The organism is Scopulibacillus daqui (assembly GCF_016908855.1).
GTDB classification, from domain to species: domain Bacteria; phylum Bacillota; class Bacilli; order Bacillales; family Sporolactobacillaceae; genus Scopulibacillus_A; species Scopulibacillus_A daqui.
Map to the genome: position 1 here is coordinate 1 of NZ_JAFBER010000029.1, position 21,389 is coordinate 21,389.

At 38.9% G+C, this 21,389-nt stretch carries 20 protein-coding genes; 9 read left to right on the forward strand and 11 right to left on the reverse strand.

Annotated features, from left to right (window positions below; translation table 11 throughout):
- Nucleotides 1-212 precede the first annotated feature (212 nt).
- Both opuFB and JOD45_RS14555 read right to left on the reverse strand, forming a co-directional pair.
- On the reverse strand, nucleotides 213-1,733 hold the full coding sequence (opuFB, locus tag JOD45_RS14550; protein ID WP_205004636.1) for an osmoprotectant update ABC transporter permease/substrate-binding subunit OpuFB: 1,521 nt from the start codon (nucleotides 1,731-1,733) through the stop codon (nucleotides 213-215).
- A complete protein-coding gene (locus tag JOD45_RS14555) occupies nucleotides 1,730-2,707 on the reverse strand; it encodes an ABC transporter ATP-binding protein (protein ID WP_205004637.1) in 978 nt (325 codons plus the stop codon). The genes opuFB and JOD45_RS14555 overlap by 4 nt, the downstream gene beginning before the upstream one ends.
- Nucleotides 2,708-3,389: 682 nt before the next feature.
- On the opposite strand from JOD45_RS14555, the gene JOD45_RS14560 reads away from it, so the two are divergent.
- From JOD45_RS14560 to JOD45_RS14575, 4 genes are read left to right on the forward strand one after another with little or no spacing between them, the layout of a single operon-like run.
- Nucleotides 3,390-4,343 carry an ABC transporter permease gene (locus tag JOD45_RS14560; RefSeq protein WP_205004638.1) on the forward strand — a complete coding sequence of 318 codons (954 nt, stop codon included), beginning with the start codon at nucleotides 3,390-3,392 and terminating at the stop codon, nucleotides 4,341-4,343.
- A complete protein-coding gene (locus tag JOD45_RS14565) occupies nucleotides 4,333-5,283 on the forward strand; it encodes an iron chelate uptake ABC transporter family permease subunit (protein WP_205004639.1) in 951 nt (316 codons plus the stop codon). Before JOD45_RS14560 ends, JOD45_RS14565 begins: the two co-directional genes overlap by 11 nt.
- Complete coding sequence (locus JOD45_RS14570; RefSeq protein WP_205004640.1) at nucleotides 5,277-6,035, forward strand: iron ABC transporter ATP-binding protein; 759 nt, start codon at nucleotides 5,277-5,279, stop codon at nucleotides 6,033-6,035. The genes JOD45_RS14565 and JOD45_RS14570 overlap by 7 nt, the downstream gene beginning before the upstream one ends.
- Before the next feature lie 14 nt (nucleotides 6,036-6,049).
- Complete coding sequence (locus tag JOD45_RS14575; RefSeq protein WP_205004641.1) at nucleotides 6,050-6,997, forward strand: siderophore ABC transporter substrate-binding protein; 948 nt, start codon at nucleotides 6,050-6,052, stop codon at nucleotides 6,995-6,997.
- 64 nt (nucleotides 6,998-7,061) lie between these two features.
- Here the strand turns inward: JOD45_RS14575 and JOD45_RS14580 are convergent, their stop codons facing one another.
- Complete coding sequence (locus tag JOD45_RS14580; RefSeq protein WP_205004642.1) at nucleotides 7,062-9,560, reverse strand: FtsX-like permease family protein; 2,499 nt, start codon at nucleotides 9,558-9,560, stop codon at nucleotides 7,062-7,064.
- Nucleotides 9,557-10,240 (reverse strand): ABC transporter ATP-binding protein, encoded by a 684-nt coding sequence (locus tag JOD45_RS14585; protein ID WP_205004643.1) that lies wholly within the window; start codon nucleotides 10,238-10,240, stop codon nucleotides 9,557-9,559. Before JOD45_RS14585 ends, JOD45_RS14580 begins: the two co-directional genes overlap by 4 nt.
- 1,375 nt (nucleotides 10,241-11,615) lie before the next feature.
- On the opposite strand from JOD45_RS14585, the gene JOD45_RS14590 reads away from it, so the two are divergent.
- Nucleotides 11,616-12,257 (forward strand): hypothetical protein, encoded by a 642-nt coding sequence (locus tag JOD45_RS14590; RefSeq protein ID WP_205004644.1) that lies wholly within the window; start codon nucleotides 11,616-11,618, stop codon nucleotides 12,255-12,257.
- A 248-nt stretch (nucleotides 12,258-12,505) separates the two neighbouring features.
- Here the strand turns inward: JOD45_RS14590 and JOD45_RS14595 are convergent, their stop codons facing one another.
- The 3 genes from JOD45_RS14595 to JOD45_RS14605 all read right to left on the reverse strand — a co-directional run bounded on the left by JOD45_RS14595 (nucleotide 12,506) and on the right by JOD45_RS14605 (nucleotide 14,683).
- Nucleotides 12,506-13,510 carry an ATP-binding protein gene (locus JOD45_RS14595; protein WP_205004668.1) on the reverse strand — a complete coding sequence of 335 codons (1,005 nt, stop codon included), beginning with the start codon at nucleotides 13,508-13,510 and terminating at the stop codon, nucleotides 12,506-12,508.
- Between the two features lies 1 nt (nucleotide 13,511).
- Complete coding sequence (locus tag JOD45_RS14600) at nucleotides 13,512-14,195, reverse strand: response regulator transcription factor (RefSeq protein ID WP_205004645.1); 684 nt, start codon at nucleotides 14,193-14,195, stop codon at nucleotides 13,512-13,514.
- 218 nt (nucleotides 14,196-14,413) lie between these two features.
- A complete protein-coding gene (locus JOD45_RS14605) occupies nucleotides 14,414-14,683 on the reverse strand; it encodes a hypothetical protein (protein WP_205004646.1) in 270 nt (89 codons plus the stop codon).
- Between the two features lie 17 nt (nucleotides 14,684-14,700).
- Here JOD45_RS14605 and JOD45_RS14610 point away from each other — a divergent pair, with 17 nt between their 5' ends.
- Together JOD45_RS14610 and JOD45_RS14615 are read left to right on the forward strand one after the other, a co-directional pair.
- Nucleotides 14,701-14,841, forward strand: coding sequence for a hypothetical protein (locus JOD45_RS14610; RefSeq protein ID WP_205004647.1), 141 nt, complete (start codon nucleotides 14,701-14,703; stop codon nucleotides 14,839-14,841).
- A gap of 819 nt (nucleotides 14,842-15,660) precedes the next feature.
- Nucleotides 15,661-16,686 carry a hypothetical protein gene (locus JOD45_RS14615; RefSeq protein ID WP_205004648.1) on the forward strand — a complete coding sequence of 342 codons (1,026 nt, stop codon included), beginning with the start codon at nucleotides 15,661-15,663 and terminating at the stop codon, nucleotides 16,684-16,686.
- A gap of 54 nt (nucleotides 16,687-16,740) precedes the next feature.
- Here JOD45_RS14615 and JOD45_RS14620 read toward each other — a convergent pair whose 3' ends face one another.
- From JOD45_RS14620 to JOD45_RS14630, 3 genes are all read right to left on the reverse strand, one after another.
- Nucleotides 16,741-17,088: a hypothetical protein gene (locus JOD45_RS14620; protein ID WP_205004649.1), complete on the reverse strand. Its 348-nt coding sequence runs from the start codon at nucleotides 17,086-17,088 to the stop codon at nucleotides 16,741-16,743.
- A 169-nt stretch (nucleotides 17,089-17,257) separates the two neighbouring features.
- The gene (locus JOD45_RS14625; protein ID WP_205004650.1) at nucleotides 17,258-18,361 is read right to left on the reverse strand and encodes a DmpA family aminopeptidase; all 1,104 of its coding nucleotides are present in this window, start codon (nucleotides 18,359-18,361) and stop codon (nucleotides 17,258-17,260) included.
- Between the two features lie 72 nt (nucleotides 18,362-18,433).
- Nucleotides 18,434-19,828 carry an APC family permease gene (locus tag JOD45_RS14630; RefSeq protein ID WP_205004651.1) on the reverse strand — a complete coding sequence of 465 codons (1,395 nt, stop codon included), beginning with the start codon at nucleotides 19,826-19,828 and terminating at the stop codon, nucleotides 18,434-18,436.
- Nucleotides 19,829-19,915: 87 nt separating this feature from the next.
- On the opposite strand from JOD45_RS14630, the gene JOD45_RS16815 reads away from it, so the two are divergent.
- Together JOD45_RS16815 and JOD45_RS14635 are read left to right on the forward strand one after the other, a co-directional pair.
- Nucleotides 19,916-20,041 carry a hypothetical protein gene (locus JOD45_RS16815; protein WP_275583980.1) on the forward strand — a complete coding sequence of 42 codons (126 nt, stop codon included), beginning with the start codon at nucleotides 19,916-19,918 and terminating at the stop codon, nucleotides 20,039-20,041.
- Between the two features lie 102 nt (nucleotides 20,042-20,143).
- On the forward strand, nucleotides 20,144-20,521 hold the full coding sequence (locus JOD45_RS14635) for a DUF1259 domain-containing protein (RefSeq protein ID WP_205004652.1): 378 nt from the start codon (nucleotides 20,144-20,146) through the stop codon (nucleotides 20,519-20,521).
- Nucleotides 20,522-20,782: 261 nt separating this feature from the next.
- Here JOD45_RS14635 and JOD45_RS14640 read toward each other — a convergent pair whose 3' ends face one another.
- Complete coding sequence (locus JOD45_RS14640) at nucleotides 20,783-21,331, reverse strand: helix-turn-helix domain-containing protein (RefSeq protein WP_205004653.1); 549 nt, start codon at nucleotides 21,329-21,331, stop codon at nucleotides 20,783-20,785.
- Between the last annotated feature and the right edge of the window lie 58 nt (nucleotides 21,332-21,389).

Sequence of the window (21,389 nt, forward strand, 5' to 3'; positions counted from 1 at the left end):
TAATCCCCGTATCTATGTTGAAATTCAAGTATATAAGAAAATACCTGTAGATAAAACACTCTTTTTCAAGTGTCCTAACTACAGGTACCATATTATTCCTTTTGAAAAGCGGAATCCTTTTTATCATATATTCAATTTCTCTGATCCAGCGGCGCCTTAAATAAAACGAAGGACGATTACTGCCAAATTGATGCGGCTCTCAATAAAAGATGTTATTTGTGAAGCAGCCCCGCCTTAATCAAATAATCTTTTGCGACTTTTTCCGCAGGTTCTCCTTTGACATTCACTTTATAATTCATTTCCCTCATTTGGGCATCGGTGATTTTTCCTGAAAGTTTGTTCAGCGCCTTTTTGATTTCCGGATATTTTTCCAATGTTTCTTTCCTCATCATAGGTGCACCTTGGTATGGCGGAAATAAATGTTTGTCATCTTTAAGCACCTTAAGATGATACTGTGCTAATTCGCTGTCTGTTGAGTAGGCATCAACGAGATTAATATCGCCTTTTTTAACGGCGTTGTAGCGGAGTGCCGGTTCCATTGTCTTTACATTTGAAAAATGAATACCGTATAATTTTTGAATGCCTTTGTAGCCGTCTGGACGATCTGTAAACTCTAACGTAAAGCCGGGCTTTATAGAGGATTCGACCCGTTTCAAATCAGAGATTGTATGTAAATGATACTGTTCCGCCGTTTTTTGCGGAACGGCTAAGACATACGTATTGTTGTACGCCATCGGCTCAAGCATCGCCATATGGTATTTTTTCAGCATACCGTCTCTTGCTTGTTCGTATACTTTTGACTTGTCTGTACTGGCTGCCTTTTCTTTTAAAAAGGTTGAAATAGCTGTTCCTGAAAATTCAGGATAGATATCTATATCTCCGGATTTGAGCGCATTAAAGACAAAAGATGTTTTCCCCATCCCCGGCTTTAGCTCAACATTTAAATCCGTGTCTTGTTCAATAAGATCCTTATACATATTAATTAATATTTCCGGTTCTGAGCCGAGCTTTCCGGCAATGACAATATTCCCCTTTTCGCGGCCGCCTATAAGCGGAATAACAATGATTAATGCAGCGGCAATGACCGCTATCCCAATGGTTTTTAGCGCCCGCTTGAAAGACGTGCGTTCCAGAATCCTTAAAATAATATCGAGCAAAATGGCAAGGCATGCTGCCGGAATGGCTCCAAGAACAATTAAACTATTATCATTCCTGTCAATGCCAAGCAAAATGAGATCTCCCAAACCGCCGGCTCCAATTAATGCGGCCAATGTCGCCGTTCCGACGATCAAAACCATCGCGGTGCGGATACCCGCCATAATGACTGGCATACTAAGAGGCAATTCTACCTTAAACAGCCTTTTCCAGCCGTTCATCCCCATTGCATGTGCCGCTTCAATCAGCGACGCATCGACTTCTTTGATGCCTGTATAGGTATTTCTTAGAATGGGCAGCAATGCATAAATCACAAGGGCAATAATAGCGGGCACCATACCGATCCCGACTAAAGGAATCATTAACCCAAGCAGCGCCAATGAGGGAATGGTTTGCAAAACAGCTGTGATGCCAATAACAACTTCAGCCATTTTCCGATGCCTTGTTAAATAAATGCCAAGCGGGATAGCAATGAGAACCGCAAGCACGAGGGCAATAAATGAAATCTCGATATGCTGAATGAACGCATGCCAAAGCTGATCTTGCCTTTGCTTAAGAACATTTAAAAATGTACTCATACGTTAACCTCTTTCCTCATTCTATCGGCCATATACTGAAAAACCGTTTGCCTGGTAATCGTCCCGATAATATCACCGTCTTTTTCGACAGGTATAGCATCTTCAATAGCCAAGCGCTGAAGAGATTCTTCAAGATGCGTGCGGGAAGAAAGAGGTTCAACATGCCGTGTTGATAAATCATACGATGGTATTTTGTTTAATACATCCTCTAAAGTGGTCTGTTTATTTAACAGGTTAATCTTTTCATTAAACGCGTGAGATCCTATAAACTCATCCACAAATTCGTTTGCCGGATTTTCGATAAAAGCTTGCGGTGTACCAAGCTGAGCAATTTCCCCTTTTCTCATTAAGCATATGCGGTCACCGAGGGTCAAAGCCTCCTGCATATCATGTGTCACAAAAATAATGGTCTTTTTAATGCGTTTTTGCAAATCCAATATGTCTTTTTGCAGTTTCTCCCGGCTGATAGGGTCTAAGGCGCTGAAAGGCTCATCCATTAGTATAATCTCCGGATCGGCCGCCAAAGCGCGAATAACGCCAATGCGCTGCTGCTGACCGCCGGAAAGTTCGCTGGGCTTCCTGCTTCGATACGTATCCGGATCCAGACCAACCATATCTAACAGCTCATCGACGCGCTGGCGGATTTTTCCCCGTTTCCATTTCTTGAGTTCCGGCACAATCGAAATGTTTTCTTCAATGGTCATGTGCGGAAACAGGGCAATTTGTTGGAGCACGTAACCGATATTCCATCGCAATTCATGAATATCATAGTCGCTTATTTTTTTATTATTAATGTAAATGGTTCCTTCTGTTAAATCGATCAAACGGTTGATCATTTTCAATGTCGTCGTCTTGCCGCAGCCGCTTGGTCCGATGAAAACAAAGAATTCCCCCTTTTCGATCGTCAGGTCAAGCGATTTGACAGCTGTTGCGCCATCAGTGTATTTCTTGGTCACCTTCTCAAAACGAATCATCTCATTCCACCTTTATCAAACTATTATCTTTAGAGATTAACAAAATTTCTAACTCACCGCCAGCCGCAGTTCTTTTATACGGCGTCTAAAAGAAATTTCAAATCCCTATTGAAACAAATATTCGTACGAATGCTGTTAATACCCTTCTTAAGTCATTGTCTTTTTTTAAAAAAATTTTCAATAAGGACTTTACACCTTCAGATTTATATGTTAAATTAATCCCATAATTGAAAATGAATATCAATTTCAATTATGGTCTTTTGTAGTTGTTCTAAGATTCTCCTTCCTTTTCCATATTGCAATCTTAGACACTCCTTCGACATTACCCATTCACTCTTATTGTTATAGAAGCCGTATCTTTTGATGCGGCTATTTTTTTATTTATTTTTCGCTTTATTTTATTATTTAATTAACCCCTCTTTATGATCTAGGAACTAAAATCTTTCCAGCCTTTTTTCAAGAAGTTTTTCAATCCGTTTGCCTTCTCCCCAAGCGAATCCGCCGCATTTGATTTCCTCTGTACAAGATAGCACCGCTTTAAGGCATGTTTTAAGACCGCCATTTTTTATGAGACCAATTGGAACTTTATCATTTTTTGTACAGAAGTTTATTGACAGATTTGCAATCAATGATAAAATCTTAATTGATAATGATTATCATTATTATATGAAAGAGGGCAATTATGAAAAAAAGATACCTTGTTCTTGCGTTAATCGTCTTATCATTTGTTTCAGTATTCATTGGAGTAAAGGATATTTCGCCCCTCGATCTCTTTCACTTAACGAATGATAAAACGCAAATCATCTTAATAAGCAGAATCCCCCGATTACTAAGTATTATCATTGCCGGTATAAGCATGAGTATTTGCGGGTTAATCATGCAGCAGCTAAGCAGAAATAAATTTGTATCGCCGACGACTGCCGGAACGCTCGATTCAACAAAACTTGGCATTTTAGTTTCTTTAATGCTGTTTACAAGCGAAAGTCCTTTGCTTAAGATGGCGGTTGCTTTTATTTTCGCTCTCTGCGGAACCTTTCTCTTTATGAAAATACTCGAAAAGATAAAGTTTAAAGATACAATCTTTATCCCGCTTGTTGGGATTATGTTTGGCAATATTATTAGTTCGATTGCAACGTTTTTCGCATATAAGCATGACCTGATTCAAAACATGTCCTCTTGGCTGCAGGGGGATTTTTCGATGATTATGGAAGGCCGCTATGAACTGATTTACATCAGTATGCCACTTGTTTTACTTGCCTATTTTTTTGCTAATAAATTTACAATTGCAGGCATGGGAGAAGATTTTTCTAAAAATCTTGGAATGAATTACAAACGCATCGTGAATATCGGTCTCGTCATCGTAGCATTAGTAACGGCTTCTGTTGTCGTCACCGTCGGAACGATTCCGTTTCTCGGCCTCATTATCCCTAATATTGTTTCTATTTATTCCGGAGACAACCTTAAGAAAAATCTTTCTTATACCGCATTGCTCGGAGCTGTGTTCTTATTATGCTGCGATATACTCAGCCGACTGATCATTTATCCGTACGAAATTCCAATCAGCCTGACCGTCGGCGTTATTGGCAGCGGGATATTCATTTACTTACTTATGAGGAGAAAGGCATATGAGTTATAAAAGTAAAACAGGCATTCTTGCTATTATTGCAATGATATTGGTTGCGGTCTTTCTGTTTACACAGCTTGGAAGCAATTGGGATTATACGCTTCCGAGCAGAACAATGAAAATACTTGCAATCATTATAACTGGAGGAGCAATCGCCCTTTCGACAGTTGTGTTCCAGACAATTACGAATAACCGCATATTAACGCCCAGCATATTAGGATTGGATTCACTCTATTTATTAATCCAAACATTTGTCGTTTTTGTGTTCGGTTCAACAACCTTAACAATGATGAACCATAACATTAATTTCTTAATTTGCGTCAGTTGCATGGTTCTGTTTTCGGGTATTTTGTACAAATTGCTCTTTAAAGGGGAAGCGCATAACATTTACTTTCTCTTATTAATCGGTTTAGTGTTCGGCACTTTGTTTAATAGTTTTTCATCCTTTATGGAAGTGCTGATCGATCCAAATGAATTTCAAATCGTCCAAGACCGGATGTTTGCCAGCATTAATAATGTGAATACCGACATCCTTCTTATCGCCAGCATTCTCATATTCCTTGTTTTTTTGTATTTTCTTAAGTTCGTTAAATATTTGGATGTCCTTTCATTAGGAAGAGAACAAGCGATTAACTTAGGCATTGATTATGACTATGTTGTCAAACGCCTGTTAATCATCGTCTCGATTCTTATCTCGATTGCAACAGCCTTAGTCGGGCCGATCACCTTTTTGGGATTGCTTGTCGTTAATATGACCGTTGTGTTTTTAAAAACGTATCGCCATTCGTATCTCATCACAGGTGCCATTTTAATCAGCATTATTGCACTGGTCGGCGGAGAATTAATGATTGAACGGGTATTTGCATTTACGACGACGTTAAGCGTCATCATTAACTTTATCGGCGGCGTTTACTTTATTTATCTGCTATTAAAGGAGAATAAAGCATGGTAGACATCAGACATATTTTTAAAAAATACAACCAAAAAAATGTAGTCGAAGATGTTTCCTTGAAAATAGAAAAAGGAGCAATCACTTCATTTATCGGACCGAATGGCGCAGGAAAAAGTACAGTATTGTCCATCGTTGCAAGACTTATAAAGAAAGACAGCGGAGAAGTTTACATAGACGGAAAAGAGCTAATCGAATGGAAAAGCAATGAGCTGGCAAAGAAGGTTGCGATTTTAAAACAGTCTAACCATATTAATCTTCGGCTGACGATCAGGGAGCTCGTATCATTTGGCCGCTTCCCTTATTCCCAAGGAAGACTGACGAAGGATGACTGGGAGCATGTCGATCAAGCGATTCGCTATATGGCGCTTGAAGATATCCAGGACAAATACCTTGATCAATTAAGCGGCGGACAGCAGCAGCGCGCTTTTATCGCCATGGTTATCGCGCAAAACACAGAGTACATCCTGCTGGATGAGCCGCTTAATAACTTAGATATGAAGCACTCAGTGCAAATTATGAAAATATTAAGGAGGTTGGTTGATGAGCTTGGGAAAACCATTTTGATTGTGATTCATGACATCAATTTTGCTTCATGCTATTCAGACTACATTGTCGCTCTTAAAGATGGAAAGGTTGTAAAAAAAGGCAAAACCAATGAAATGATTAATTCTAATGTATTAAAAGAGATTTATGACATGGACATTGAAATTGAAGATTTTCAAGATCATAAAATCTGCGTGTACTACGCTTAAAGGAGACGAGATAATTGAAGAAATTAGCTACACTATTCATAGCAGCTATGCTAATCGTTGTATTGGCGGCCTGCGGATCAAACAGCAAAGACGCATCAACCGAGGAAACAGCATCAGGTGATGAAAAGCTTACGATCAAACATGAATTAGGCACGACGGAAGTTCCGAAAAATCCTAAAAAGGTTGTTGTTTTTGATATGGGAACATTGGACTCCTTAGACAAGTTAGGGGTTAATGTCACTGGAGTGCCGAAGGATGGCTTGCCTTCTTATCTATCAAAATATAAAGACGCGAAATATAAGAATGTTGGCGGTTTAAAAGAGCCGGACTTTGAAAAGGTTGACCAAATTCATCCCGATCTCATTATTATTTCTGGAAGACAAGCAAATCTGTATGATAAGTTCAAGAAAATTGCGCCTACGATTTATTTAGGGGTAGATACAAAGAACTATATGAAGTCCTTTAAACATAACGCGGAAACGTTAGGGGACATTTTTGATAAAAAATCCGAAGTTAAAAAACAGCTTGCTAAAATAGATGATCAGATTAAGGCATTGCACGATAAAGCATCAAAATCAGACAAAAAAGGTTTAATCATCTTAGCAAATGACGGAAAAGCCAGCGCATATGGGGAAGGATCACGATTTGGCTTAATTCATGATGTGTTTGGCGTTAAACCGGCGGATAAGAACATAAAAGCATCCATACATGGGCAAAGCATTTCCTTCGAATACATTCTGGACAAGAATCCGGACTATCTTTTCGTCGTTGACAGAGGAGCCGTTGTCGGCGGCCAATCGTCAGCAAAACAAGTGGTCGAAAATGCTATTGTTAAAAAGACAAAAGCATATAAAGAACATCAAATTATTTACTTAAATCCGAACTACTGGTATTTATCAGGCGGCGGACTTATTTCCGTGCCGGAAATGGCGAAAGAAATTTCGGATAGTATAAAGCCTTAAAACAAAAGAAGCCGTTTGAAACGGCTTCTTTTTCGTTGCATCATGAAAATTTTTCTTTTTATGCTTAAATATTCTCTTGTTTTAACGCCTCAATAATATTTTCTTTTTTGATCTTTCTCATCGAATACAGCATGGCGGAGATGATGATGATAAAGATCGCGATAACGACGCTGATGAGGCTCATCCAAGGGAAAGTGAATCCATATTCGAACGTAAACTGATTTGACCAGTAAATCAAGCACATCACTGCTATGCTCGCAGGCAGACCGTAAAGCAAGGCTTTTATGCCATAGAAAATGCTCTCATAATTGATCATTTTATAAAGTCCGCTTTCTGTCATTCCAACTGACTTAAGCATGGCGAATTCACGCTTGCGAAGAGATAGGCTTGTAGAAATTGTATTTAAAATATTGGCGATAGCAATCAATGTAATCAATGTCAGAAACCCATAGGAAAAGACAGACATGAGCATATATTGCTGATGGATTTTTTGTCCTTTTTGATGCACGTTTTCCACCGTCATATCCGCTTGCTTCACTTTTTCAATGGCTTTTTGTGTTTCCATTGGATTTGAGGTATTTAAATATAAATTAGCCTGAGCCGCTTTTTCCATCTGTTTATTCAACAATGCATGCATTGTTTTTTGAGAAACAATAATATTTAATTCACCAAATCTTGATTTGCTGATGCCCATTGGGACTTGATCTGTTAGAGCCCCAATCTTAACTTTGCCTAAAAACGTCTGCTTCTCGGCATCATTATGGCTAAAAAATAAATCGATGGATTGGCCAAGGGCTTTGTTTATTGATTTCGTTTCAATATATTTACCCGTTTTTGGATCTTGATAGGAAGCCTTGTCAATAACGATTGCGGCGGGATCAGCTGGATTTTGCAATTCTTTCAAATCAGCTCCTATCCTTTTCGCATAGTTTTTGAAATCCTTCTCATCCAGCCCGTATAAATTGATGTCATAAGCAAATTTGCCATTCTTAAAGACATTTTCATTAGTTGTTGTATCTTCCAGAAAATTCTCCGGAACCATCCCCTTATCGACCCAGCTTTCCAGAGTCAGCTGTTGGACAAGACTATATTTCGTGACATGATTAAGCTTAGCTAACGGTTTAAGTTTGTCTGTATTTCCGCCCGGACTGGATACTTGAATATCATAATTGATGTCTTTCCCGGCTAACTCCAAGGATTTCTTTAAACTCGTTGTAAAGAAAGACACGGATAAAACGAGAACAATACTAATGATAAGTGAAAAGAGCGTGGCTCGATATCTTCGTTTATTCCTCTTTAAGTTTTTCAATCCAATTTCGGCTTCCATACCGAATAACTTACGAGACAGCTTCGAGGTCTTTACTGTTCTCCCTGATAGTTTGACATCGTGTGTTTGACGAATCGCATCGATAGCAGAAACCTTGGATGCTTTTCGGGCAGGCAAATATGTTGAAATAAAGATCGTTATGATCGAGATCCCGCATGCCATGATGATCGACATAGGTGTCACAACAACTTTCAGCTTCTCTGTTACATCAAGCGCTTCTTCAATATAAGGGTTGATAAACCAGAAGGTCGCACCTATGCCAGAAATGCCTGCAATGATACCAACAGGAATGCTTATCGCTCCAATAATGGCTCCTTCAAAAAACACAGAGGCGCGTTTCTGCTTCTTCGTGGCCCCTGCACTCGCAAGCATTCCTAAATACTTCAAGCGCTCCGAAACACTGATTGCAAAAGCATTATAGATTAAGGAAATTGAACTAATGACAATCACGCTCATGATGATCGCCGCTAAAGCATTCAGAGTAGTCCTTAGGAAGTCTCCTCTCGTCACACCATAGTAGCGGAGAAGACTATTATGAGTAATCACTTTATCAATATGATTTTCTTTTGCTAATGTTTCAGCATGATCAAAAAGGGCGTTGTTCACATGATTTAAAATGACAAATGCATCCACCCTATCCTTTTGATCTAACATATTTTGATTGACATAGCTGAAGGCAGCAGGGCCCGTTTGCCCAAATTCCCATGTCTGTTGTTTCATAAACCCTGTAACCGTAAATGTTTCCGCCTTTTCTTTACCCGATGAATCTCTTTGCTTTGTACCTACTTTTATTTGATCGCCTATCCTGTATTTTCCTTTCATCTCATCAGGAAGGACGATTTCATTTTTTGTTTGCGGCAGGCGCCCCTTAGTCAATTGAAACGGAAAATGCTTAAAGCCTTCTGCGTTATAGGCTTTTATGAATAAAGAGGGCGTGTTTTTATTGTTTGTCCCTTCTATTGTTCCATTAGCAATATTCTTTGAAATGATCAGTGCCTTTGTTTCTTTGTCCTTTTTGATCGTTTTTAATTGATTTTTGTTAACATTTTTATAGGATACATGCCAATTTCCGTCCGTTGCCATCGTTTGTCTTTTCATTAAGTCCAAGAAAGATATACTTAACGTTGCAACAGAAGTGATCATAGCCACTGAAATAATAACGCCAATAACCGTTACAAGCGTTCTTCTTTTGTTCTTTTTCAAATGTCTGAGCGTCAGTTTATTAACGATGTTCACGAGCGAATCACCTCATCCTTAGTCATCTTTCCGTCTTCAATCGCAATAACCCGATCCGCTTGCAAAGCAATTCGTTCATCATGGGTAATGACAATCAGTGTCTGGTTATACGTTTTGTTAAACATTTTCAGAAGTTCCATAATCTCATCGGTATTCTTGCTGTCTAAGTTTCCGGTAGGCTCGTCCGCCAGCATAATGGCAGGGGTGTTAATCAGCGCTCTGCCGATTGATACCCGCTGCTGCTGCCCTCCTGAAAGCTGGTTCGGCAAATGGGTCAATCGATGTTTCAACCCCAAAATGTCAACCATTTCATTGAATTGTTTCTGATCAACCTTATGGCCATCTAAGAGCATGGGAAGGGTAATATTCTCTTCCACTGTTAAAATGGGAATAAGGTTATAAAATTGATAAATAAGACCGATTTGTCTGCGTCTAAAGATGGCTAACTCCGTTTCATTCAGTTGATAAATATCCGTATTATCGACGAGCACCTTGCCGCTTGTCGGCCGATCGACTCCCCCGAGCAAATGAAGCAAGGTCGATTTTCCTGACCCTGAAGGACCGATAATCACAACGAATTCTCCCTTTTTTACTGAAAAGGACACATTATCAAGCGCCTTGACCGCTGTTTCGCCTTTGCCATAAATCTTGGTCAGATTTTCTATTTGTAAAATACTCATGTTATAACCTCCACATTTGATGTTGTCTTTAGTCTACCTGCCTTAAGTGACTATAAGGTGACTTTGGAGTGACAATTTAGTCACTTAAAATCAATTCAGCAGCAGCACCGGCAAAATATCTTATTTACTGCCGCAATAAAGCCGATGAAGATCTAAAGCTTCATTGACTGCAATGATCTGCCCCTATCCAAAATCATTCCGTTCAGACATTCATGATCATGTATCTCCGCTGCGATTATTTCGGGTCACGGGTTCTAATGAATGAAAAGCGTTCTCTTGTCTTTTGCATTATTGTTCCCCACTCTGCCTGAAGTCTTTTTATCAGCTCATCATGCCTCAGCCAGCCAATCTTAAGGATGAATATCACAAAAAAAATGGGCCTCACAAAATAGAGGCCCTAGGATATAGGAAAAAGACAGTTCTGCACAATGAGAGATCGATTGATACGGCAAGGCAAAAGCATTCGGGCAAGCCGAATTTTATAAAATGATGATCATGATCCTTCAATCTTATCTTCTGCATTTGTATTCATTTGTATATCTTTTCCGCTTCATCTAACCTACCTTAAAAACTCCTTTCTGACTGTCTAAATTTATGGGGCCATTATAGTCCGTAGATATTTCCACTTGATACGCATATATTCAACTACGACCTTAATAACCTTGTTTCTTAGACGGAAATCTAGCTTCTTGATGGAAGAACTTTAATAATACTGTTAAAAACTAAACGCCCTGCTCCTGTTTTATCATCAATAAGTTTTCTTCAATTGGTAATACTCCAGAGTGTTTCAGTAGCTCATCCTCATTCCAATTTCGTTTCATAAATCTACTTTCCTCATTGCCATGGTAATGGAGTTTTCTTATGTAAAAAACAAAGCCACCGAAAAGGTAGCTTTACTTCCAATAAGCCCTACTATGCCCGACCATAAGATCAGCAGCCACTTACAATTCATGTGATAAAGTCCGTGTTGCTTTAACAAATATTTAGTAGCTTCCAACCGGAACCCCCCTTTACTTCTTTTTGTAATTGGATTTTTTTACTTTGTTTTTTATATTTAAAATCGCTTCAAAAACTAAAGCCACAATTAGTCCAATTATCAAAATTGTAAAAGACGACATTAAATCCTTTGAATAATACATTGAGTAGATACTATTTATAGCCAATAGAAACAGGTAAATATAAAATCCAAATATCAAACCTTTATTTGAATTTACCACTTCATCTTCTGACATTTTTTTAAAGAAAAATTTCAATTTTATACCCTCCAATTATTTCTAAAATCTATAAAATTACATATAAAAATGGTTGACCTCCCCATTTGGGTAATATATTATTAATCAAGAAAATACTTACCAAAAAAGTATGGAGGTTAAACATGAAAAAAAGACTGAACCCTTTTGTATTTTTCCTAGTTGCTGTTTTAATGGTTTCTTTTGTTCTTCCACATAATGTAGATGCTAAAACCACCAAATATTATTCAGAAAATAATTTAAACTCCAAAGCGGATGAACTAATTAGTATTTTAGAAGAATTAGATAATAATAATATTGATATGGAGAATCTTGATAATAACACAGAAAAAAGCCTAAATCACTTAAGTTATAAAACTAGAAAATTTTACAAATCATATAAAGATGCTGTTGAAAATGGCGAAAACGGTAATAAATTCATCGTTGGTAAATATTTGAATATCGATCAATCTAAACTAAGTCAATCCAATTCAAAAATTGCACCTCGTATAATATTACCATTTTCATACAAAAAATACAAAGTATCTGAAAGCAAAATTAAAAAAATAAATTCTCTTGCTAAAAAAGTTGGATTGGGAGCAGGACTTCTAACTGCCATTGCAAAAGCATTCAAGAAGAGTCCCACTTATCGTACGCTTTTAATAGGAGCAGTTGGCTCAATAGGATTACATGCTCTAAACTCATGTGATAAACATAAAAAAGGAATATACATTGAAGATTACAGGTTTGGAGCAACTCACTCATTTCAATGTAAACCAGTTAAATAATAATTAAGATGATGATTAATATTAATCTTAAATCCTCATTATAATCAAAAAGGCCCAAAAAAGGTGGTGACCCCCAAAATAAAGTGTACCCTATAGAGTAGACACATAAAAAATTCTACCTATAGGGGACATTTTAAAACGTAAGGTTGGGCTTTTTCTGTTTCAAAAGTTCAAAGCTTAATAAGAGCGAAAAAAGTATACTAAGAGCTCTTTATGGGAGTTCCTTGACATACAAAACTACACAGACATTAGATCACATGTTTATAAAATTTAATGCGGAATTGTGTGCCTTCTCCCTCTTCACTTTCCACTTCAATATCCCCATGCTGTCTGGTAATAATGCTGTAAGCCATAGCCAGGCCAATGCCGACGCTGTCCTCTCCGGCGTTTTTCCCTTTGTAAAAACGCTGGAATATATAAGGAAGATCTTCTTTTGGGATGCCTTTGCCATTATCCCTAACCGCTATCTCGGTATATAAGGCATTTTCTGAAAAACCGATCGTAATGTTTCCTCCTTCATTCGTATGCTCTACACAGTTTTTCAAAATATTGATAAGTGCTTCGGCAGTCCAATTGAGATCGCCAAGAAATGCAGCAGATTCATTGCCGCTGACTTTGAGCGTTTGTTGTTTTATATCCATAGGAATTGAAACAGACTCGGCTGCCTTTTGAACTAATTCCCGAACGAAAATTTTATCTTTTTTAAAAAGAACGGTTCCGGCATCTATTTTCGAAAGTTTTAATAAAGAAGATACAAGCCAATCGATTCTTTCCAATTGAACGCGGATATTCCGGGTGAACTCGGCCCGTTTTGCTTCATCGAGCTTCTTATCGCTTAACAATTCAGCCATGACCATCATCGAGGTTAATGGTGTTTTTAATTGATGCGATATATCAGAAATAGCATTGGTTAACTTTACTTTGTCTTGCTGCAAAAGAGAACTATGCTCAGAAAGCACTACTGTTACCTTGTATATTTCATTTTTTAAAATACTGAGTTCCCCTTCACGATTGTCGCGGACGTCAAGGCTGTAATTGCCGCTAGTAATTTGACGCAAATAACCCGAAAGCTTTTCGATTTCCCGATAACGCCATCTCGTAAAGATCAAACTGCAGCCATTCAGAACAATAGAGATGATTAGAATAAATATTGCGGCACGATAAGACAGAATGATTCCAGCCAATGCCGTTGCACAAAAGCTAATGATACAGAGTATCAACACTAGCATTTGTATTTCCCGATTGCGCAGCACATTAATCACCAACCTTATAACCGAGACCCCGGACGGTTTTGATAATCCTTGGATTTTGCGGATAATCCTCCAGCTTTTCTCTTAACCGCTTTATATAGACAGTCAGTGTGTTATCGTTAACAAAGTCTCCAGCCACATCCCAAATCATTTCCAGAAGCTGAGCTCTCGTCAGAATTTGTCCAATGTGATTGGCAAAAATAAGCAACAACCGATACTCTAATGCGGTCAAGAGCACTTCTTCATCATTTTTATAGACCTTTCCCTCTAGTGTATTGATACGGATATTTTCAATCTCCATTTGCGTCTTCGGCTGAGTTTGCTTGTTATACCGGCGGAGGACAGATCTTATTCGGGAGAGCAGCTCACGGACCCGGAACGGCTTTGAAATATAATCATCTGCTCCCATATCGAGCCCCATCACAACATTTACTTCGTCATCAAATGCTGTTAGAAATATAACCGGTTTGTCGCTCTTTTTTTTAACAAGCTCACATAAATCATAGCCGCTCCCGTCAGGTAATGACAGATCAAATAAGCATAAATCGATCTCATTGATTTTTTCTGCCAGCACTTTTTTTGCCGATTCGGCGTTATGACAAAGAATGGTTTCATAGCCCTCCTTTTGCAGGGAGAATTCCAATCCGGAAGCAATGGTATGATCATCCTCAACCAATAAAATTTTCATCAGCAACACCCTTACATTGGTTTATTTCGCGGCGCTTGCTTAAATATTTTACACGCCTGCCGCCCTAAATATAAAGTCATTGATGCTAGTCTACGATGCAGCAGAATGATTGCAATACATGAACGCAATTGGATTGGCAATAGATAAAATCCCTACTGCTTAATATACAGATCGTCTTCTGCGTTTCAACAAAATCAATAATAAAAAATGCGGCTACCTTAAACATAAAGTTGTTTAACACATTCGACCCGCTGCAGACGGTTTTTATCCAATAAAATTTTTATACTGTCGACAGCATTATTTTCAATGTACCAAAGAAGGTAAATGGGGTCTTCTAAATCCTTATCTATTAAACATTCAAGCGATAAAAGGACTTCTTTTTTTAAATAGACATCGTATGCCTTAAATATTGTCTTTTGATGAGGATCACATAATATCTTAATCCCATAAATGCTTTCAATTTGTTTTATGATTGACGCCGAATGCATCATAAGGACCCCCAAACATGACATATCGAATACCGGAAAAGAAACATCATCATATGGAACTTGCCAACGTTAAATATGTCCATACTAACTCCGCTTTCTCTTTCAATGCTGTCTTTAGTCTATATGTCGAAAATGACTATAAAGTGACTCCTAAGTGACGATTTAGTCACTTAAGAATATAAAGGGGGTTCCTCTGTTCAATATTGAGCAGAGGAAATTTATGCTTCATATTTGTCTCATGCGTATTGATGAAATAAAACCGTATCCTTAGAAATCCCATCATATACAAACATGAAGGAGACTGAAAAAGGATAGACAGTTAAAGTTGAAAAACGAGGCAGTAGATTGGGAGGGCGTTCTTTGAAGACATCTGTATTTCAAGCTGTTAGTAAAGAACGTGAAGAGCAGGACAATCAGTGATTTTTAACAGAGAAGCAATCCATAAAAATGGAATCGTGCAGCTTCTCCCCTTTTCCAAAGAGCAGAACACCAACAATGTATTATTATGTAAAAGAAGTATTTTTTTCCATGATGTCATTTGACTATACGCTTATAACCGCCATTCCATAAAATATAAAAAAGCTATTAATCTTATCAGATTAATTATTAATAGCCCTTATTTAAAATAACGATTCTGTTTAGATAGGTAGGAGATAGGGGTGACTAAACAGATAAACTCAAGAGGAAAAAAATGCCTTTTCAATTGTCCTTGTTGTTCCTGCAAAGGTAAAAGCCTTTTTGATAGATGCGAATACCCTAGATGCAAATGTAAAGAAAACTGTGAGGTAGAAGTTGAAGTTGAACAAGGTGATATTGATGTTCGTCAAGGTCAGTCCCAGACGATGGGCAATCAAACCCAAAACCCCATCGAAAGCCAAGGTCAGACGTTAGGCAATCAAACCCAGAACGGGACTGAAAGCCAAGGACAGACTTTCGGTAATCAAACCCAGAGCGGAAGTGAAAACCAAGGACAGACTTTGGGAGACCTGACCCAAAACGGGAATGAAGGCCAAAGTCAAACGTTTGGCAACTTAAGCCAGAATGCAAGCGAAAGCCAAGGTCAAACGATGGGTAATCAAACCCAGAACCCTTCGCAAGGTCAATCAGGGTCTATTTTGAGCCAAACCCAAAACCCTTCGCAAACCGGGTCCACCGTAACCCAAAATCAGAATCCAGTACAAACTCAATCAGGTTCAGCGACTCAAACCCAAAGCCCGTCGCAAACCGGATCAAATCAAACTCAAACAACTGGACCGCAAACACTTCAAGCAAACCCAACGAATAGCAGCAGTGCAGATGTCACTCAAAATGTAAGCGGCGTCACCGTTAATGTGCCCGTTAATGTCACTGTCGACTGCGGATGCGGAAAGGGATTTAAATGTGAGAAACAGCAGCAACAAGCATGCTGTGACTGCTGTGCAAGGGCACTGGGCAATCTGCTCAGGCAGGTACAACAATATCAATCAACAAACTTAGAGACAATTAACATTTATTTAATTAATTCTCCTGCTCTAGCAGAGAATCCGGTACTTGACCAAACCATTACAAATGTGAACGACTGTGCTACCGTATCATTTGCAACAGGGCCAGTTGTAACAACACCATCAACGACAGCACAATTATGTAAAGTTGCCGGCTTTTCAGCAAGTACCCCTGGTTTAATCACTTTCTTAACCAATTATGCCAACGCTTGCACTAATAATAACCCATGCACCTGTAATGGAGACTGCGGTTGTGGTTGCGGATGCGGCCAGTGCAATTGCGGCAACGTATTTTGCAGCTGTAATACTTGTGCAAATGGCATCGGAGAACAACTTAATCTTCATACCGGTTCCCTCCTTAATCTTGTTATTGAGGGGGTGCCAACTCCTATAGATGGGGTGCGATTATTAAAGGTTTGCGATTGTTTAGCCTTCTTTATGAACGATGCGACTTCAACCTTCTATGTGTTTACACTATGTTCCATCGTTGCATTTACACCTGCAGCGCCCGGTCCCGTTTGACCAATGCTTCACGAAAATCTTATAGTTTTATTGAAATAATAATAAGAAGGGTTGTCAGCCCTTCTTATTTTCATTTTCTTCCATTTGCCTTTTCATTATATCTAAATGTGATTGTACGCTATTAATAATTTGTTCACTTAATAATTTGCCGTCAATGACTGGTTCTATCATATCTTCCTCGCTTACGACTTCGCCATTTACAATATGCCGGCTTTGCGTTTGTGTTTTTCCCTGAACTTGCTGGCTGGACATGCTTTTTGCGTATTCTTCTTTTTTACGGGATAAGAATGTTTCAATCTCCTCTTTGAATGATTCTTTCATTTCCTCCATTTCATGTTCCAGATTAGCAAGAAATTCATTTTTTAAGCTTGTAAACAACGCTTGTAATTCTTCTGAGTTCATCTTATTGCATCTCCCGATTAAAATGATAATGACTTTTGGATTATGATATGAAAATTAGGCTTCATATGTTCAAGTTTTCAAAATCGGGTTGCATTAAGTTTTTACCTTTTTTCTTTTTGGACAATAGCAGCAGTGAACTGAAACATTGGCGTATCCCCGTTTATCACGACTAAAGCCTGCCATACTTTTTCATCACTTCAATTAATTGTTCATGATCAATCGCTTCTACCGTCCTCCCATGCGGTTTGGCTAAAGGCATCGACTCAGCTGCAACTAAAGCATTTACTACAGCTTCATCGACGCTTTGGCAGACAGATTCGTAAATAACATCGAATAATTCGTCATTTAAACATTCCATATGCCATTTTTCTTCGCCTATCTGTGGAATATCCATTTCATTCGCAACAGAAAAGGCCAGAAATATATCGCCTGAATCATTTCCGCCAGGAGTTCCGTTTCTGCCTATCCCTATAGCGGCCCGTTTGGCTACCCGTTTCAATTGATGAGGGAGCATTGGAATATCTGTTCCAATAATGACAATGATTGACCCGCGCTCTTTATTGAAAAGAGGATTTTCAGTTAAATGCTTTCCGACAGGCACTCCAAGAATCGTAAGCCAATCGCGAATGCCATGATTAGCTTGAACAAGCGCACCAACCGTGTACTGTTTGCCGGCTATGTTAAAAACACGTGAAGACGTACCTGTTCCCCCTTTAAAATCATAGCAAATCATGCCAGTTCCGCCTCCTACATTCCCTTCTTCGATCAATCCTGATGCCGCAGATTCAATGGCGGAGATGACGTGTTCTTCCCGGATGTGCTGACCGTTAATATCATTCAGAGCACCATCATACGTTTCGGCAATTACCGGCATGGTCCATAAATGATTCTCACTAAATTGCTTCTTATATTGTTTGATCATCCATTTGGTCACTGCATGATGGGCTATTCCAACTGAATGGGTATTTGTTATGCAAATGGGACTTAGAAAGTATCCACCGTCATTAATCCAGTGAGTCCCTGTCATTTCTCCATTTCCATTAAGACTATAAAAACCTGCCCAAACAGGCTCCATTTTTTCCTTTTTTCCTTTTGGAAGAATAGCTGTGACCCCTGTCCTGATAGGTCCGCAGCCAATGTTGACGGGCCCTTCTCCTTCAATGAGCGTTGTATAGCCCACCTCTACTCCAGAAACATCCGTAATCGCATTGTGATGCCCGGTTTCTCCAGGAAACGGGAGCCCAAGATCTCGTGCTCTTTTCTTTATTTTCATATTGATCCTCCTGTAACATTCCTCTGATAAAAGTCATGATAATTTGATTCTCTTTGCAATGCTGTATACCTTTTATACTTCATTTGCTGATTCCTGCGGTTCATTTGACACTGGCTTTTGGATTCGCCATAAACTCGATTTGTTTTTTAAGTAAATGAAATAATACAGGCTTGCCCCAGTAAATATAGCAAACGATATAAGCAAATCTTTAGATGACTGCTGGGTCAAAGCCAACCCGACGCCAACAATGACAATAATAGGCGGGACCGGCCAAAACGGCATGCGGTATGGTGGATTAAGAGTCGTCTTCCTTATCCTGTTTACAAGTGCCGAAATCGCTAACAGCCCATAAATGGCGCAGATTAGTACCGATGAAAACGTTATTAAAAGGATAAACCTTGAAGCAAAACAAAGCAATGCCCCTATGATGCCAACCAATAATGTTGCCGCCAATGGCGAATGCCATCTTGGATGTATACGCGATAACATCCGATTTACCGCAGGAGGCCAGGCGCCTTCTTTTGCGGAACTGTATATGATCCGTCCATAAGAGAGAAGAATGGCAATGGTTGCATTATAAATGGCCAGTATAACCCCTATGATGATCATTTCATTAACCATTGGGCCGGAAACCGCGGTAATCATATAAGACATTGGCGTTTCGGAACTAAGAAGTTTCGTGATATTAGGAGAGCCAAGGACAACCGCAATCGCCGGAACCACTTCAAAGAGTACAGTGACCCCTAGTGCCGCTAAAATCATCATACCGATTGCGCGTTTGCTCCCGCGGGTTTCCTCGGAAAAGTTGACAGCTGTATCATAACCATTGAAAGCGAACAACGCGGTTACAATACCGGCTATAAGAGCACCAGCCCCTATCGGCGACAGTCTGCCGTCTGTCATGGCATGCGGCTGTGAAAACAGGATCGAAGCAGGCTGATGCAAGTGAGCAAACCCTAAACAGCTAAGTACGATTAAAACTGCAAGTTCTGCCATTAAAAATATACCTGTTATAAAGCCGTTTGCTGTTATTGGAAAAATTGCGATGATCGCTGCACTTACCATTGTAAGGCAGCCAATCAGGCTCGGATTTAACTCAGGAAAAAAAGAGTGCATATAAGTCCCAACACCCATAGCAATTGCCGGTGTCAGTACGACTGCTTGCACAATGACAGCAGCTAACACAAGAAAACCTAAATAATTGCCCAGAACTTTCTTTACGACATCGTACGGCCAGCCGGCAGCAGGATATTGACTTCCCAGTTCAGCATCGCAAAACCCCATGGCTAATGCAATAATGATTCCGGCCGCAAAACTCCATAGAATACCGGTACCCGACACCAAAAGAAGTGCGGGAACAATAATAAATACCGACGATGCTGGTGTAATCGCTGATAATGTAATGGATAGGTTTCCAAAAAATCCGAGCGACTTTTTTAACTTTGCTTCCTCACTAGTCTCTTTCAAATCGATCCCCCCTATATCTGTTTTTTACTACTTTCCAGCAGCAATTAACGGCTTGATGCTTTCGATAAAGCGTTATCACTATTTTATATGGCTGGAGAAACGAATTCAACATTGATTAATGAAAATTATGAATATTTTAAATGTGTTTTTGTCAAATTTGATCAAGCATTAAATAATCTGCAAAGCTTCTTTTTATTTTACGATCATTTATAGAGCATTTGTTTAATTTTTAATAGATGAGATAAAGACCTCTTTCAAAATGATTCTTTAAAACATAGTTTGTACTATACTACTCTTTGCAAAGGAGAAAATAAAATGCCGCACTGCAAAAAAGCAGCCCGTATACTTGGCGGTAAGGTTAAAAGCTGTTCGCGTACAAGATGTGAAGTTACAAAAGAGCGTCATCTTCATGCAACGATATTAGGCAGGGATTATGAAACCGATCAGGAGTTTGTCTTTGAATCTATAGATCAGAAAGGCCGAACACTTAACACTGTAGAATTTACTGTTCTGCAACAAGAGGTTAATCCTTTAATTGATGCTCTGCGAAAATATGGATTTAAAGTGACCGCCGTCCATAACCACTGGTTGTTTGACCAGCCGCGTCTGATGTATGTTCATGCTGAAAATGTGGAAAATCCTTATGTTGCTGCAGAAATGCTTTCTAAGGTTTTAACAGTATTAGAGAATTAATGTTTATACTAAAAAATTGATAGAATAAGGCACTGAGAATGATTTGCTGCACTATTTCCCCAAACAGGGGCTTTTATCTCATTCCCTGGCACATAACAAAGCCTATCCTCCAAAGTAAAGGGGAATAGGCTTCATGTCGTTCTAATAAAAGATAAATAAGATTTGATCAGCTTCAGTTCCGCTTTATCCGGCATCTTCCCTGCTCTTTCTCAGGCTTAAAACCAAATCTAAAGCCGCACGCTTCACTGAAATTAAAAACAATTATTCAGGATAATATATCAGCATAAAAAAGCTTGCAAGTTCTTCTGTCTCATTCGTATAATCATGCTGTCCAGATGGTGTAAAATGCAAGGCATCCCCGGACTTTAATCTATATTCCTCTCCTTTTAAACCAACCTTTAGTTCCCCATGTTTAATAAGTATGTACTCCTCACCTGCATGTCCTGCTGATGTATAAGTAAAGCCGGGGTTAAGTTTGACCAGGTAAATTTCGAATTTCTTTTCAGGGTGATAGGGAAACGGCGTATAGACAATATAGTTGCCATCAGCATCAATCACTGGCGATAATTCCTCAATATTTATTTTTGTTATCTTTGGCTTCTCCTCTTTCAAAAATGACGAAAAGGAAACTTGAAGGCCGTTTGCTATTTTCCAAAGAGTTGAGACTGTCGGATTAGATTTTCCTTTTTCAATCTGAGCCAGCATCGCTTTGCTTACCCCCGTTAATTCGGATACTTTATCTAAACTTAATCCCTTGCTTTTTCTAATTTTCATCAGATTATTCGCGATAATCTCTTGTATAGGATCCATTTTTACTCTCCTTTAAATATTGATTGCCATTTATTATTAACATCCTATTGTATGTTAT